The following is a 14704-nucleotide window of genomic DNA, read 5'->3' as shown; positions in this document are numbered from 1 at the left end:
GCTGCCATGATTTTGCCGCAAGGCTGACATTTCACCTTTTATCTCAACCCGTTAGGTGATCACGTGAGATTTCGCATCGTCGTCATCTTTTGTTCGCTAAACGGGAACGGAAGGGATAGACGGGCATTGTTTTGCGACGCGTTAACCGATACGTGTCAAGAAATGGTGCAGTGCACAATAAATGTTTTGGCGGAGTAGCTGAAGTGTCCCTTCTGCAAATCTACTGGCGAGCGCTCGGTTATTTGGCAGCTGACAGGAAACGCGTGGCGCTGATCTGCTCGGCCAATGTCGCGCTGGCCATCATCGCCATCCTGGAGCCGATCATGTTCGGTCGCGTGATCGACGCGATTTCCGCACACGGCTCCGTCTTTTCGACGCTCGCCCTCTGGGCCGGCCTCGGCGCCTTCAACATCATCGCATTCGTTCTTGTGGCTCGGGGCGCCGACCGCTTCGCCCACGCCCGGCGCAGCGAAGTGCTCTGCGACTCCTTCGAGCGCGTCATAACCATGCCGCTCGCCTGGCATCACCAGCGCGGCACGTCCAATTCCCTGCACACGCTGCTGCGTGCCGTGGAGACCTTGTTCAGCCTCTGGCTCGAATTCATGCGCCAGCATCTGTCCACCGCCGTCGCGCTGTTCCTGCTGATCCCGACCGCGCTCAGCATGGACGTGCGCATGTCGATGGTGCTGCTGGCGCTTGGCGTGCTCTATGTTGGCATCGGCCGGCTGGTGATGAAGCGGACCAAGGCGGGCCAGGCCGCCGTGGAGCGCCACTATCACACCGTATTCGCCCATGTGACGGACTCGGTCAGCAACGTCGCCGTTTTGCAGAGCTACAACCGCCTCGGCCATGAGGCCGATACGCTGCGCCGTTATGTCAAGAACCTGCTCGATGCGCAGAACCCTGTGCTCGACTGGTGGGCCATGGCCAACGCACTGCATCGCCTGTCGTCGACGATTTCGATGATGGTGGTGCTTTTGATCGGCGCCTATCTGGTCACCCACGGCCAGCTGCGCATCGGCGACGTCATCGCCTTCACCGGTTTTGCAACGCTGCTGATCGCCCGTCTCGACCAGATGTCGGCATTCGCCAACCAGATTTCGGAGGCCCGCGCCAAGCTCGAGGATTTCTACCATCTCGAGGACTCGGCGGCCGACGCCGCCGAACCGGACGGGCTGCGCGATCTCACCAACGTCACAGGCCATGTCCGTTTCGAGAATGTCGGCTTCGAATTCGCCAATTCGGGGCAGGGTATCCACGACGTCTCGTTCGAGGTCCAGGCGGGCCAGACCGTAGCCATCGTTGGGCCGACCGGCGCCGGCAAGACCACGCTCATCAATCTGTTGCAGCGCGTCTTCTCGCCGTCCACCGGTCGTATCCTGATCGACGGCATCGACACCCGCACCGTGACCCGCAAGTCGCTGCGCCATTCGATCGCCACCGTGTTCCAGGATGCCGGCCTGCTCAACCGCTCGATCGAGGACAACATCCGCGTCGGCCGCTCCGATGCGACCAACGACGAGATCCATGCCGCCGCCGACGCGGCTGCCGCACAGGACTTCATCCTGGCCAAGAGCAATGGCTACGACACGGTGGTCGGCGAACGCGGCGGCCAGTTGTCCGGCGGTGAGCGCCAGCGCATCGCCATTGCCCGCGCCGTGCTGAAGGATGCTCCGATCCTGGTGCTGGATGAGGCGACCAGCGCGCTCGACGTCGAGACAGAAGACCGCGTCAAGGAAGCGATCGACGAGTTGCGCCGCGACCGCACCACCTTCATCATCGCCCACCGCCTGACCACCGTCCGCGACGCCGATCTGGTCGTGTTCATGGACAAGGGCAGGGTGGTCGAAATGGGCGGCTTCGCCGAACTGTCGCTGCGCAACGGCCGTTTCGCCAGCCTGCTGCGCGCGGGCGGCCTGCTCAACGACGAAGAGGTCCGCCGCCTCAGCCGCTCGATACAGGGCGAGGCCGCCTGAGCGGGTTCTTTTACCTCCCCTCGTGGGAGGTCGGACCGAAGGTCCGGTGGGGGAGCGCCGCCACCGCCACCCCGCTGCTTCGCAGCGACCCTCCCACAAAGGGGAGGTGACAAGGCCTGCGACACTCCCTCGATTGCCCCAGACGCATAGCCGGGCTATTTAAAGCGGCATGAGCGACAGCACTTCACGCCTGAGCGGCTGGACCGATCTTGCCAACCCGACACGGTTCGTGGCGCTTGCCGACCGGGTCGTGCCGTGGCTGGCGACGATTGCGGCGCTGATCCTTGCCGCCGGGCTCTATATGAGCTTCACCGCGCCCGAGGACTTCCAGCAAGGCATCACCGTCCGCATCATGTACATCCATGTGCCTTTCGCCTGGTTGGCCATGATGTGCTACACGCTGATGGCGCTCTCGGCGCTCGGCACATTGGTCTGGCGCCATCCGCTGGCCGATGTCGCATTGAAATCGGCGGCCCCCATCGGTGCCGTCTTCACCGCGCTGGCGCTGATCACCGGTTCGATCTGGGGCAAGCCGATGTGGGGCACCTGGTGGGTGTGGGACGCGCGGCTGACTTCGGTTTTCGTGCTGTTCCTGATGTATCTCGGCATCATCGCGCTGACCCGCGCGCTCGATGACGCCGGCCGCGCCGCCTGGGCCGCCGCCATCATCACGCTGGTCGGCTTCATCAACATCCCGATCATAAAATTCTCGGTCGATTGGTGGAACACGCTGCATCAGCCGGCCTCGGTGTTCCGCATGGGCGGATCGACCATCGACCCCTCGATGCTGTGGCCGCTGCTGGTGATGGCCATCGGCTTCACGGTGCTGTTCTTCGCGCTGCACCTGATGGCGATGCGTACCGAAATCCGCCGGCGGCGGGTCATCGCCATGCGGCGGGTCGCGGCCCGGCAGGCTGAGCGTCAGCCGGCTTGAATCACCCGCGCCTGGCCAAAGAAGTCATCCCATCCGCCCGCGCGCGGCCACCGGCAGGGTTTCCAGCACCGTCTCGCCGTCGATCAAATTGACCTCATTGAACAGGTTTGTCACCACGCAGCAATGATCGGGCACCACGCGCACGCGCTCGCCGATGCGAAGCTTGCCATCGCCCGACAGCGTGACCGTGCCGTGTTCCTCGCTCAAGCCCGTCACCCGCGCTCCCGCAACGCCGAGCAGCTCACCGAAATCGGCGAGCCCCAGCGTGTCGCTCGACAGCGCCTTGCTGCCGGCGTCGAGGATGGCACGCGTCGCCGTTGGATGGCTGACCACGGTCGACAGCACTGTCAGCGCGCAATCGTCGAGACTGCCGACGCCCTTGGCGACCTGGTAGCGGTCGAGATAGATGTAGGTACCGGGGCGGTATTCCGTGACGACGCTGTCTTCGCCGGAGCGCCACATGTCCGGCGTGCCGCCGCTGGAGACGCGCTCGCAGGCAAAGCCGCACGAGGCCAGCGCCTGCCTGGCGTCGGCGAGCCAGACCTCGGCCTCCGCCGCACGGCCCGCGGCCGGATAGGTCATCAGCCCGCCAAAGGCGAGGCCCTTTGCCGTGTCGATCTGTCTTGCCAGCCCGATCGCTTCTCCAGCCGTCTGCACGCCGCAGCGGCCCATGCCGGTGTCGCACTCGACCAGGACCGGCAGGGGATGGCCGGCATCGGTGAAGGTGGCGGCCAAGCCTTCGATCGTCTCCATGCTGTCCGCCGTCACCGATAGGGTGACGCGCCCATGCAGCGCCTTCAGCCGCTCCAGCTTGGCGCGGCCAAGGATGTTGTAGGGGAGAAAAATGTCGGTCAGCCCGGCATCGGCCATCACCTCGGCCTCGCCGATCTTCTGGCAGGTGATGCCGACCGCGCCCGCGGCGACCTGCTTCTTCGCCCAATAAGGCAGCTTGTGGGTCTTGATGTGCGGCCTGAGCTTCAACCCGTGACGGTCGGCATGCGCCTGCGCGCGGGCAATATTGGCTTCGGCGCGCGCGGCATCGATCAGGATCGATGGCGTATCGAGGTCGTGGATGGTCGGCATCATCTGTCACCCTGTGGAATCCGCAGCGGTTATGGCCCTGAAAGTGCCTTGTGTCACCCGGCCAGCCGAGCGGATCCGTGGTTCCATGCGTCCCGGCCGCAAGCCGGGGCGGGGCAATACGGATCGACACCGCATCGCCGTTCGGCTATGCGATTTGTCGGAAAAGTCGACACGAGGACCACGATCATGAAACGCTCCGCCATCAACGACATCATCCGCGAAGCCGACGCTTTCATCCGCTCGTTCGGCTACATCATGCCGCCCTTCGCCTATTGGCCGCCGGAAGAGATGAAGGCGCGCCAGGCCGATTCCTCTGCGATCTTCACCTCACGGCTCGGCTGGGACATCACCGATTACGGCCAGGAGAAGTTCAAGGAGCTCGGCCTGTTCCTGTTCACCGTGCGCAACGGCCGCTACGAGGACATGAAGAAGGGCATGGGCATGCTCTATGCCGAGAAGATCATGATCTCGCGCAAGGACCAGCTGTCGCCGATGCACCGCCACAACATCAAGGCCGAGGACATCATCAACCGTGGCGGCGGCAAGCTGGTGCTGGAACTGTTCATGCACGATCGCGACGGCGGCATCGATCCCAAGGCCGAGGTGTCGGTGCCGGTCGACGGAACCATCCACCGGTTGCCGGCGGGCGGGCTGCTGAAGCTTGATCCGGGCCAGAGCGTCACGCTGCTGCCCGGTGTCTGGCATGCCTTCTGGGCCGAAGGCAAGGACGTGCTGATCGGCGAGGTGTCGACCGTCAATGACGATCTCACCGACAACGTGTTTCGCGAGCCGATCGGCCGCTTCGCAGACATCGACGAGGACGTCGCCCCGCTGCACCTGCTGGTATCCGACTATGAGAAGTGGCTGGGGTAGATCAGCCGTGAATTGAGGCGCCGGCCGGCTGACGGTCAAGGTGGCAGCGCCTTAGGGACAGCAGCCAAGTCGAAGCGAGTCGCTCCCGGGATGCCGCTACGGCGATCCCTGGGTGATTGATCCCACCGGCTCGCCGGTGAAGATGACCTTCGTGCCTTCGTGCGCTTCGGAGGCGAGGTCTTCGGCGTCCCAATTGGTCAGCCTGATGCAGCCATGCGAGAAGGTTTTCCCGATCTTGCTTGGGTCGGGTGTCCCGTGAATGCCGTAACTTTCGATGGACAAATCGATCCAGACCGAACCCACCGGATTGTTTGGCCCGGCGGCGATCGTGAAGGGGCGTTTGGTCCTCACCCCCTTGAAGGCGAAGTCGGGATCGTAGTGATAGGTTGGGTTGTGCACCACGCGTTTGACCTCCGCTTGGCCGCTCGGCGCCGGCTTCTCCTGGCTGCCGATCGAGGCGGGGTACACCGCAAGCACTTTGCCGGAAGGGTCGCGCACGCGCAGCTGGCGGGCGCCCTTGTCGACCTCGACGTCAGCAACACCTGCGGGCGGATCGCCTCGGGTGACGGCAGGCACCAGCACCTTTTGCCCGGCCTTCCTGAAGCCGACGCCGGGGTTGAGCCGTTGAAGCAATTGTTGGCTGACGTGGAAGCGCTCCGCTATTTTTTCCGCCGCGTTGTGGTAGCCGAGCCGGCGCAGGCGGGCCATTCTCTCCATGCGCGCCGGAATTCGCCTGGTAAACGGTCCGCGCACATCCTTGCGCGTCAACTCGTAGGTCTCGAGCACCGGGCTCGGGGACGTCGCGGCCAGCTTGTCCCAGGTCTCGCGCGTGAGCTTGCCATCGGCAGGCAACCCGTTGGCCGCCTGAAATGCCCGGACCGCCTTGGCAAAGTTCTCTGCGGCGCGGCCGTCGATCAGGCCCGGCGAGAAGCGTGCTCGATCCAGAAGGATTTGCGCCTTCAGCACGGTCGCACTGACGCCTTTTGCTTCGCTGTCGTCGAATTGCGCGTTGTTGACGGTTGCGGCATCCAGCTTTGCCGCCGCTGATACGCCGCACGCCATGGCAAGCACAACCGCCGCGACGAGAAGGAGCCTGGTCATCGACGTCACACTCCTGCATGAGCACCTGCTTCTATGACGTTGCAGGATCGATCTGGTTCCATTCCTCTGCACCCGGGTCGCGATCACCGACTGCCAGCAAGCGAACTCGGATCAGGAGCGCCCGGTCGTCGCGGATGCATGTGTCGATAGGCCTCAACGGCAGCAGTTCGGCGCCGGCTGCACGCTCGTCCTGCACGGGCATGACGAACTGATCGGCACATCCGCCTTGGCCAACCTTGCCTGCAGTGCCGGCAACGCGTCGCTCTCGCCGCGCCATGTCACGCATTGCACCAGCCCGTGCAGCGCCTATGGCAACGCCGGGCTCACCGCGCCGGTGCCGAACGCCCCTCAACTGCCAAGCCTGGCCTTGTTTTGTTTGCGTGCATAGACGACGCATGCGTCGACGGCGCTGACACACAGCCCATCGCGGCGGTTTGGAAGGTTGTTGTCGCCGGCATAGGCCACCTCAGCCACACGGCCATCGACGATGCGCACCTGTGTGTTGCAATAACCGCCCGGAGCGACATTCAACGAACCGCCAACGGAAGGGATAGGGCCCACCGCGAAGGTAGGAAGCACGACATTGACATTGCCCCGCTGCACCGCGCGCTCGTAGCTCCAGATTTGTCCCGATGCTCCTTCGTCGGCGGTGGCGGTGGGGAACCCCGCGCACATTCGCAGATCCGCTTCGCTGAGACCGACCATTTCCTTTTGGGCGGCTGCCGTCGTGGGATCCTCTTTCGCAAGCTTGGACGTATCGTCGGGAACGACGCAGGACCAGAGCGTGACCATGCCGGTGAGAAGAAACAGGATAGCCGGTAGTCGAATCCCGCGAGACGCCAAAACCGCTCTCCGATCTGCTGGATTGTTCGCCCGCCCTTCACGGAGGTAAGAGGCCGCCCCGATATTTCAACCTGTGATGATCGGGCTGCCTGTTTGATCGCGAGACGGACGGATCAGGCTGGTTGGTCTGGTGCGGACGGTGAGAGTGAAGCTGGCTGGGGAACCTGGATTCGAACCAGGACTAACGGAGTCAGAGTCCGTGGGTCTACCGTTAACCTATTCCCCAGCAGGCGCGGTCATGAACCGCGCGGGCCGAGCGGGCGAACCGCTGTGAGCGCTGCCTTGTAGCCGCCAGCGGAAAATAGTCAAGCCTGCCGGTGTTTCAATTGTGATGTTTCGGCGCGGCGCCTCAGCTCCCTGTCCGCCCGAACTGCGAGCGCTCGAAGTAGAGCACGATGCCCAGGCCCAGAAACAGCGGGACGATGAGATAAAACAGCCGGAACACCAGCAGGGCCGCCAGCACGCCCACCCGGTCCATGTCGGAGAGCCCGGCCAGGAACACCACCTCGAACACGCCCAGCCCGCCCGGCGCATGCGAGATCTGCGCGATCGAGAAGGAGACGAGGAACACGCCGAGCACCACGAAATAACCGGGGTTATGGGTTCCAGGTAGGGCAAAGAAGATGATCGCGGCTGCCGCCAGGAGCTCAATCGGGCCGATCAGCAATTGCCGCGCCACGATCGGCAGCGCCGGATAGTGAATCTGAAAGCTGCCGATCTTGAGCGGCCTCAGATGCAGCCAGCTGCCGAAGATGTAGGCGGCGACGACGGCAAGCATGACGATGCCCGCAGCACGCGACAGGCCGTGATGGGCAATGCCCGAGAAGCGATCGATGATCTGCGGCTCGAACACCAGAACGAGGCCGGAGGCAAGTACGGTCGACAGCACGAAAGTAATCCAGCAGATCGCCACCAGCACGCCGACATCCTGTCCGCTCAATCCCCTCGTGCCGTAGGCGCGGTAGCGAATGACGGCGCCCGAAAACACCGAGCCGCCGATGTTGTGCGACAGCGCGTAGGTGGTGAAGGAGCACAGCGTGACGAACAGCCACGACACGCGTTTGCCGATATGCAGGAGCGCGATGTGGTCGTAGCCGGCGAGCGAGGCATAGGCGACAACCGAGCTCAGCCCCGCCAGGATCCAGCCGCTCGCCGGGATCGCCGCAATACCGTCCCAGACATCGTCGAGCGAAATGCCGCGCAATTCGTGCCAGAGCAGCAGGAGCGAGAAAATCACCGCCCCGATGCCGACGACCGGCCAGAAATAGCGTCTCCAGTTCATTGCCTGATTGCCATGCGTTGCGGTCCGTTTCCTTCGCTGTCATTGCGGGAAAGCGGTCGGCGATTCCGATCGCTTTGCCCCCTCATTTCAGAAATGCCTCATCGAAGCCGGCTATTCAACCGCCGGGCCTTGCCGCTCTGGCAAGAGCCGGAAAATCGGCAACCGAGCGGGAATATCGGCCCGGCCATGCGGCCGTCCCCGCATGCATTTGTGCTGAAAGTCGCTGTTTGCTCCCACTTTGCGTAAGACGCGGCAGCAGGCGGTTTGCGGACAGCCGGCAAAATTCGTGCCACGCGGCACTTGGTGATCCGGGCCGGCGCTGTTAGTCTGGCGGCAACTTGAAACAAAGAAGCGCCTGCTGCGTCCGTTCGCCGGTTCGCGCGGCGCCGGAAGGAACGACAGTGGAAGACCGCGACACCGGCGCCGGCGCGCCGGAGGTGGGGGCGTCCAGCGCTTCCCCGGGGCCGGCAGGCCCGGGGACCGCCAAATGGCAGCAACGCCGCCCGACGGAGCCACGCTCCGCCGACGGGCAGGCGAGCGACGCGAACCATCATCAAAAGGGCAAGCCCAAGAAAAGGCGCAAACGCAGGCGCGGGCGCAAGGTTTTTGCGCGCGACGGTGTTCGTCCCGCGGTGAACGGAGCGCCGGCGCCCGGCCCTGGCGCGACGCCTGCACCCGCAGGCATAGCCTCGCCGCCCATCGCGGTGGCGCGGCCCGAACCTGGGGCTCGTCGGCCGCCGATGCCGGAATTGCCGGTATTCGCCGCGCTCGATCTCGGCACCAACAATTGCCGGCTGCTGGTCGCCGTGCCGGCGCGTCATGGCCAGTTTCGCGTCATCGACGCCTTTTCGCGCATCGTGCGCCTGGGCGAGGGGCTCACGGCCAATGGCCGGCTCGGCCAACCGGCGATGGACCGCGCGGTCGAGGCCCTGAAGGTCTGCGGCGAGAAACTGCGCAACCGCAAGATCAGGAAGGCGCGGCTGATCGCCACCGAGGCCTGCCGCTCGGCGGCGAACGGCGTCGAGTTCCTGGAGCGCGTCGAGCGCGAGGCGGGCCTTAAGCTCGAAATCATCGACCGGCAGACCGAAGCCCGGCTCGCGGTATCAGGCTGCGGTTCGCTGGTCGAGCGCGACACGCAGGGCGTCGTGCTGTTCGACATCGGCGGCGGCTCCTCCGAGATCGCGCTGATCGATCTCACCGGCCGCCGCTCGCCGCGGCTTGCCAACCACATCGTGTCGTGGACGTCGCTGCCGGTCGGCGTCGTCTCGCTGGCCGAGCGTTTCGGCGGCCGCACGGTGACGCGCGAAATTTTTGGCGCCATGGTCGACGACGTCGCGGCCCGGCTCGCCGCCTTCGACGGGCGTGACAGGCTAAGCCACCTCAAGGCCAGCCCGAACTTTCATCTGCTGGGCACTTCCGGAACGGTGACGACGCTGGCCGGCGTCCATCTCGATCTCGAACGCTACGACCGCCGCCGCGTCGACGGCCTGTGGATGGACAGGGACAGCGTCGACCGCATGGTCGAAAAGCTGGTCGGCTGGGATTTCCAGCAGCGCGTCGCCAACCCCTGCATCGGCGCCGACCGCGCCGACCTCGTGCTGGCCGGCTGCGCCATCCTGGAAGCGATCCGCGCCGTGTGGCCGTCGGAGCGGCTGCGCGTCGCCGACCGTGGCCTGCGCGAGGGCATATTGAGCGAGCTGATGGCCGATGACGGCGTCTGGCGCAACGATGGACGCGGCAGGACGTGATCCCGCTCAAAACAGAAATCAACCAATGACCAAGAAACCGGAAAAGCCGGGCTCGGCCGGCATTCGCGTGCTGAAGACGCGGATCAAGAAGAAAAGCGGGCTTAAGGAATCGTCGCGCCGCTGGCTGCAGCGTCACATCAACGATCCCTACGTCCAACGCTCCAAGGCCGACGGCTACCGCTCGCGCGCGGCCTACAAGCTGATCGAGATCGACGACAAGCACCATCTGCTGAAACCCGGCATGAAGGTGATCGACCTTGGTGCGGCCCCCGGCGGCTGGTGCCAGGTCGCGGCCGCGCGGACCAAATCGACCGCGGAAAATCCGCATGTCGTCGGCATCGACTATCTCGAGATGGATGCGGTGCCCGGCGCGCCGGTGCTGTTGATGGATTTCCTCGATCCCGAGGCGCCGCGGAAGCTAGCCGAGGCGCTCGGCGGCGATCCCGACGTCGTGCTGTCCGACATGGCGGCGCCCACCACCGGCCACAAGCGAACCGACCACATCCGCACCATGCATCTGTGCGAGGTCGCGGCCGATTTCGCGCTGTCAGTGCTGAAGCCGGGCGGACATTTCCTGGCCAAGACGTTCCAGGGCGGCGCCGAAAACGAGCTGCTCTCGATGCTGAAGAAGAATTTCCGCTCCGTCCACCACGTCAAGCCGCCTGCGTCGCGCGATGAGTCGGTGGAGCTGTATCTACTGGCGAAGGATTTCAAAGGAAGAGAGGCGGGCCGCGAGTAGCGTCTTCCCTTCTCCCCTTGTGGGAGAAGGTGGCCTCGCGCAGCGAGGTCGGATGAGGGGTGTTCCAGGGAACGCCAATGTCTCACTCCGCTGGAACACCCTCAACCGTCTCGGCGCTGCGCGCTGATCCACTTTCTCCCACAAGGGGAGAAGGGAAAAGCTCACTCGCCCGGCGACCTCACCGGTTCCAGCGGCTTGGGCATGGTCAGGCGGCCGTGGCCCGAGACGGCGTTGCCGGCATCGGGCGCGAGCCGCATGAACGACAGCGATGCGGCGGCGGAAATTGCCGCGACGATGAAGAAGGCGGTGTGGAAATCGGCCAGTGTCAGCGACCTGCCATGGATGCTTGTCGATATTTCCAGGATGCCGCCGGCAACCGCCACGCCGAGCGCGATCGACAGTTGCTGGAACACGGCGGCGATCGGCGTTGCCTTGCTCGTGTCCTCGGCCGAAACCTCCGCGTAGGCGAGGGCGTTGATGCCGGTGAAGAACATCGAGCGGATGAAGCCGCCGACCAAAAGCATGGCGAGCATCAGGAGATAGGGCGTGTCGGGCGTGAACAGCCCGTTGACGGCGATCGACGCGGCAGCCACCAGCGAGCCGACGATCAGCACGCGACGAAAGCCGACGACGCGGAAGATCAGCGCTGTGACGAATTTCATGCCGATGGCGCCGATCGCCGAGACGAAGGTTATCATGCCGGACTGGAACGGCGTCAGCCCGAAACCGATCTGGAACATCAGCGGCAGCAGGAACGGCACGGCGCCGATGCCGATGCGAAACAGTCCGCCGCCAAGCACCGAGGAGCGGAATACCTGGTTGCGGAACAAGTCGAGCGCCAGAAGGGGGTTCCTGGCACGGCGCGCATGCATGAGGTAGAGAGCGCCCGACACCAGCCCGACGCCCACGGTGATGAAGCCGGTCGCCGGCGGCAGATAGGGCAAGCTGATCACTGACAGGCCGAACACGACGCCGGACGCCGCCAGCCCGCTCAGCACGAAGCCGATGAAATCGAGCGGCGGCGTCTCCATCGATTCGGTTTCAGGCAGGAAGCGGGTGGCCAGCCAGATGCCGATCAGGCCGATCGGCACATTGATCAGGAAGATCCAGTGCCAGGTGAAGTAGGTGGTGATGAAGCCGCCGATCGGCGGTCCGACCAGCGGGCCCACCAATGCCGGCACGGTCAGCCAGGACATCGCCGCGACAAGTTCGCTCTTGGGCGTGGCGCGCACCAGCACCAGGCGCCCGACCGGCGTCATCATGGCGCCTCCTATGCCTTGCAGGAAACGCGACACCACGAAGGCCGGCAGCGAGCCCGAAACAGCGCAGGCGACCGAACCGACGATGAACACCGCGATCGCGGCGCGGAAAACGTTCTTGGCGCCGAAGCGATCCGCCATCCAGCCGCTGATCGGAATGAAGATCGCCAGCGACACAAGATAGGAGGTCAACGCCAGCTTGAGCGCGATCGGGCTGGTGTGGATGTCGAGGGCGATCGCCGGCAGCGATGTCGCGATGACGGTCGAATCCATGTTTTCCATGAATAGAGCGACCGCCAATATGAGCGGAATGGTTCGGTTCAAAGGAACGCGTCCGGGCTTGATTTCCAGATGTTGCCGACCGGGAGTTTGCCGGCAGGCAGGGCGGTTATCACGGCTGGACACCAATGTCGTGTTAAATTGCTGTCACTTTTATGAGACCGCAACCTCCGGTGGCGGCTGCGATACACAATCGCTTGCAAAAAGCGGACACTATCACTATTGTAGTGAAAATAACTACAGGGCGTTATGATTATGGAAGAGGCCGTTTCGGCAGCCGATGCCAATCGCAGATTTTCTCGCATCCTGCGTGAGGTACGCGAGGGTCAGAGCTATGTCGTGACAAGCCATGGCCGGCCGGTGGCACGGATCGTGCCTGCGGAGAGGCACGAGGGCGTGGCCTCCCGCTCGCGGGCGGCATTGCTGTCGCGGCTCGAACGGCAGCCGATTGCCAATGCAGGACGCTGGACCCGCGATGAGCTCTACGAGGATGACCTGTGAGGGTCGCGCTCGACACCAACATTCTTGCCTACGCAGAGGGCGTTAACAACATAGACAAACGCGACCAGGTTCTCGAACTGCTGCGCAAGGTTCCACAAGATGCTGCCATTGTTCCGGTCCAGGTCCTGGGTGAACTGTTCAATGTCCTCGTCCGTAAGGCCGGAAGGTCGCGCCAGGAGGCTCGGGATGCGCTGCTTAGCTGGCGCGACGCGTTCCCGGTTGCCGGGACGACGCCGGAGATGATGACGATGGCTGTCGATCTTGCGGCGGACCATCGCTTCGGCATCTGGGATGCCGTCATTCTTTCGGCTGCATCCCAAATGGGTTGCCGGCTGCTTCTGTCGGAAGACCTGCAGGACAGCTTTACCTGGGGCGGTGTAACCGTCGTCAATCCCTTTGCATCGCCGCGCCACGCTTTGCTGGACGCTTTCCTTGGTTCGCAATAGAAGCTGAAGCGTCCGCAACGATCGGCTTTTCTTCCGGGCCGGGACGTGGTACCAGCCACCGCCAATCCTGAAAGGGAAGAAGAGAGTCGCGCTGTCCATCCCGGTCCAGCGCTTTTTCCGCATTCAAAGGGCTGGCCATGGCAAAAATCATCGAAACGTCCACCGGCGCGCTGGCGCTCACCTTTGACGACGTGCTTTTGCAGCCCGGCCACTCCGAGGTCATGCCTGGCCAGACCGACATCCGCACCCGCATCGCCGGCGACATCGACCTCAACGTGCCGATCCTGTCGGCGGCCATGGACACCGTCACCGAGGCAAGGCTCGCCATCGCCATGGCGCAGGCCGGCGGCATCGGCGTCATCCACCGCAATTTCTCGCCGGCCGAGCAGGCCGAGCAGGTGCGGCAGGTGAAGAAATTCGAATCCGGCATGGTGGTCAACCCGGTCACCATCGGTCCCGACGCGACGCTCGCCGACGCGTTGTCGCTGATGCGCACCTACTCGATCTCGGGCATTCCGGTTGTCGAGAATGGCGGCTCCGGCGGCCACAAGAGCGGCCGGCTGGTCGGCATCCTGACCAACCGGGACGTGCGCTTCGCCTCCGATCCGGCGCAGAAGGTCTACGAATTGATGACCCGTGAGAACCTGATCACGGTCAAGGAGAATGTCGACCAGGACGAGGCCAAGCGGCTTCTGCATCAGCATCGCATCGAAAAGCTCGTCGTCGTCGACAAGCAGGGCAATTGCGTCGGCCTGATCACCGTCAAGGACATCGAGAAATCGCAGCTCAACCCGCATGCCACCAAGGACGCCCAGGGGCGTCTGCGCGCGGCCGCCGCCACCAGCGTCGGCGACGACGGTTTCGAGCGCGCCGAGCGCCTGATCGAGGCAGGCGTCGACCTTCTGGTCATCGACACCGCGCATGGCCATTCGCAGCGCGTCCTTGACGCTGTCACGCGGGCGAAAAAACTCTCCAATTCCGTGCGTATCCTGGCCGGCAACGTCGCCACCGCCGAGGGCACCCAGGCGCTGATCGACGCCGGCGCCGATGCCGTCAAGGTCGGCATCGGCCCCGGCTCCATCTGCACCACCCGCATCGTCGCCGGCGTCGGCGTGCCGCAGCTTTCGGCCATTATGTCGGCGGTGGAGACCGCGCACAAATCGGGCGCCTCGGTGATCGCCGATGGCGGCATCAAATATTCCGGCGATCTGGCCAAGGCGCTTGCCGCCGGCGCCAGTGCCGCCATGATCGGCTCGCTGCTTGCCGGCACCGACGAAAGCCCCGGCGAGGTCTATCTGCACCAGGGCCGCTCGTTCAAGGCTTATCGGGGCATGGGTTCGGTCGGCGCCATGGCGCGCGGCTCGGCCGACCGATATTTCCAGGCGGAGGTTCGCGACACGCTGAAACTGGTGCCGGAAGGCATTGAAGGGCAGGTTCCCTACAAAGGACCTGTGTCTGGCGTGCTGCACCAGCTTGCAGGCGGCCTGAAAGCCGCTATGGGTTATGTCGGTGGCCGCGACCTTGCCGATTTCCGCGAACGCGCCACCTTTGTGCGCATATCCAACGCCGGACTTCGTGAAAGCCACGCCCATGACGTCACGATCACCCGCGAAAGCCCCAACTATCCCGGCGGAGCCTGA

14 protein-coding genes and 1 tRNA gene are annotated in these 14704 nt (G+C 64.3%); 8 read left to right on the top strand and 7 right to left on the bottom strand.

Annotated features, from left to right (window positions below):
* Nucleotides 1-203 precede the first annotated feature (203 nt).
* Nucleotides 204-1976 carry a glucan ABC transporter ATP-binding protein/ permease gene (locus FJ964_RS03770; protein ID WP_140521731.1) on the top strand — a complete coding sequence of 591 codons (1773 nt, stop codon included), beginning with the start codon at nt 204-206 and terminating at the stop codon, nt 1974-1976.
* Nucleotides 1977-2145: 169 nt separating this feature from the next.
* A complete protein-coding gene (locus tag FJ964_RS03765; protein ID WP_140549127.1) occupies nt 2146-2910 on the top strand; it encodes a heme ABC transporter permease in 765 nt (254 codons plus the stop codon).
* Nucleotides 2911-2934: 24 nt separating this feature from the next.
* On the opposite strand, the gene FJ964_RS03760 is transcribed toward FJ964_RS03765, so the two are convergent.
* A complete protein-coding gene (locus tag FJ964_RS03760; protein ID WP_181172371.1) occupies nt 2935-3993 on the bottom strand; it encodes a D-TA family PLP-dependent enzyme in 1059 nt (352 codons plus the stop codon).
* A 186-nt stretch (nt 3994-4179) separates the two neighbouring features.
* Between FJ964_RS03760 and FJ964_RS03755 the strand changes: the two genes are divergently transcribed.
* Nucleotides 4180-4866, top strand: a complete 687-nt coding sequence (locus FJ964_RS03755) for a D-lyxose/D-mannose family sugar isomerase (protein ID WP_140549125.1) — start codon at nt 4180-4182, stop codon at nt 4864-4866.
* A 96-nt stretch (nt 4867-4962) separates the two neighbouring features.
* On the opposite strand, the gene FJ964_RS03750 is transcribed toward FJ964_RS03755, so the two are convergent.
* The 5 genes from FJ964_RS03750 to FJ964_RS03735 all read right to left on the bottom strand — a co-directional run bounded on the left by FJ964_RS03750 (nt 4963) and on the right by FJ964_RS03735 (nt 8092).
* Nucleotides 4963-5832 carry a L,D-transpeptidase gene (locus FJ964_RS03750; protein WP_246676167.1) on the bottom strand — a complete coding sequence of 290 codons (870 nt, stop codon included), beginning with the start codon at nt 5830-5832 and terminating at the stop codon, nt 4963-4965.
* Nucleotides 5833-5998: 166 nt separating this feature from the next.
* Nucleotides 5999-6253 carry a hypothetical protein gene (locus tag FJ964_RS30895; protein WP_181172348.1) on the bottom strand — a complete coding sequence of 85 codons (255 nt, stop codon included), beginning with the start codon at nt 6251-6253 and terminating at the stop codon, nt 5999-6001.
* Nucleotides 6254-6315: 62 nt separating this feature from the next.
* The gene (locus FJ964_RS03745) at nt 6316-6810 is read right to left on the bottom strand and encodes a hypothetical protein (protein WP_224713233.1); all 495 of its coding nucleotides are present in this window, start codon (nt 6808-6810) and stop codon (nt 6316-6318) included.
* Nucleotides 6811-6962: 152 nt separating this feature from the next.
* A tRNA-Gln gene (locus FJ964_RS03740) sits at nt 6963-7036 on the bottom strand.
* Between the two features lie 123 nt (nt 7037-7159).
* Nucleotides 7160-8092, bottom strand: a complete 933-nt coding sequence (locus FJ964_RS03735; protein ID WP_140549124.1) for a lysylphosphatidylglycerol synthase domain-containing protein — start codon at nt 8090-8092, stop codon at nt 7160-7162.
* Nucleotides 8093-8493: 401 nt separating this feature from the next.
* Here FJ964_RS03735 and FJ964_RS03730 point away from each other — a divergent pair, with 401 nt between their 5' ends.
* Together FJ964_RS03730 and FJ964_RS03725 are read left to right on the top strand one after the other, a co-directional pair.
* Entirely contained in the window at nt 8494-9840 is a 1347-nt protein-coding gene (locus FJ964_RS03730) for a Ppx/GppA phosphatase family protein (RefSeq protein WP_140549123.1), read from the top strand.
* Nucleotides 9841-9865: 25 nt separating this feature from the next.
* Nucleotides 9866-10579, top strand: coding sequence for an RlmE family RNA methyltransferase (locus FJ964_RS03725; protein WP_140549122.1), 714 nt, complete (start codon nt 9866-9868; stop codon nt 10577-10579).
* A gap of 161 nt (nt 10580-10740) precedes the next feature.
* Here the strand turns inward: FJ964_RS03725 and FJ964_RS03720 are convergent, their stop codons facing one another.
* Nucleotides 10741-12162 carry an MFS transporter gene (locus FJ964_RS03720; RefSeq protein ID WP_140549121.1) on the bottom strand — a complete coding sequence of 474 codons (1422 nt, stop codon included), beginning with the start codon at nt 12160-12162 and terminating at the stop codon, nt 10741-10743.
* 210 nt (nt 12163-12372) lie between these two features.
* On the opposite strand from FJ964_RS03720, the gene FJ964_RS03715 reads away from it, so the two are divergent.
* From FJ964_RS03715 to guaB, 3 genes are all read left to right on the top strand, one after another.
* Nucleotides 12373-12618, top strand: a complete 246-nt coding sequence (locus FJ964_RS03715; RefSeq protein ID WP_140549120.1) for a type II toxin-antitoxin system prevent-host-death family antitoxin — start codon at nt 12373-12375, stop codon at nt 12616-12618.
* A complete protein-coding gene (locus tag FJ964_RS03710) occupies nt 12615-13064 on the top strand; it encodes a PIN domain-containing protein (RefSeq protein WP_140549119.1) in 450 nt (149 codons plus the stop codon). Before FJ964_RS03715 ends, FJ964_RS03710 begins: the two co-directional genes overlap by 4 nt.
* 137 nt (nt 13065-13201) lie before the next feature.
* Nucleotides 13202-14704 carry an IMP dehydrogenase gene (gene guaB, locus FJ964_RS03705; RefSeq protein ID WP_140494114.1) on the top strand — a complete coding sequence of 501 codons (1503 nt, stop codon included), beginning with the start codon at nt 13202-13204 and terminating at the stop codon, nt 14702-14704.

The sequence above is a fragment of the Mesorhizobium sp. B2-3-2 genome (assembly GCF_006442295.1).
In the GTDB taxonomy this organism is placed as follows: Bacteria; Pseudomonadota; Alphaproteobacteria; order Rhizobiales; family Rhizobiaceae; genus Mesorhizobium.
The sequence above is the reverse complement of the archived record's forward strand: the minus strand, read 5'-3'. Positions and strand labels throughout refer to the sequence as shown.

Bases quoted from the DNA above. Each gene is read 5' to 3' on its own strand.
- FJ964_RS03765 (WP_140549127.1), top strand. From the start codon at position 2,146: ATGAGCGACAGCACTTCACGCCTGAGCGGCTGGACCGATCTTGCCAAC.
- FJ964_RS03760 (WP_181172371.1), bottom strand. From the start codon at position 3,993: ATGCCGACCATCCACGACCTCGATACGCCATCGATCCTGATCGATGCC.
- FJ964_RS03755 (WP_140549125.1), top strand. From the start codon at position 4,180: ATGAAACGCTCCGCCATCAACGACATCATCCGCGAAGCCGACGCTTTC.
- FJ964_RS30895 (WP_181172348.1), bottom strand. From the start codon at position 6,253: ATGCGTGACATGGCGCGGCGAGAGCGACGCGTTGCCGGCACTGCAGGC.
- FJ964_RS03735 (WP_140549124.1), bottom strand. From the start codon at position 8,092: ATGAACTGGAGACGCTATTTCTGGCCGGTCGTCGGCATCGGGGCGGTG.
- FJ964_RS03725 (WP_140549122.1), top strand. From the start codon at position 9,866: ATGACCAAGAAACCGGAAAAGCCGGGCTCGGCCGGCATTCGCGTGCTG.
- FJ964_RS03715 (WP_140549120.1), top strand. From the start codon at position 12,373: ATGGAAGAGGCCGTTTCGGCAGCCGATGCCAATCGCAGATTTTCTCGC.
- guaB (WP_140494114.1), top strand. From the start codon at position 13,202: ATGGCAAAAATCATCGAAACGTCCACCGGCGCGCTGGCGCTCACCTTT.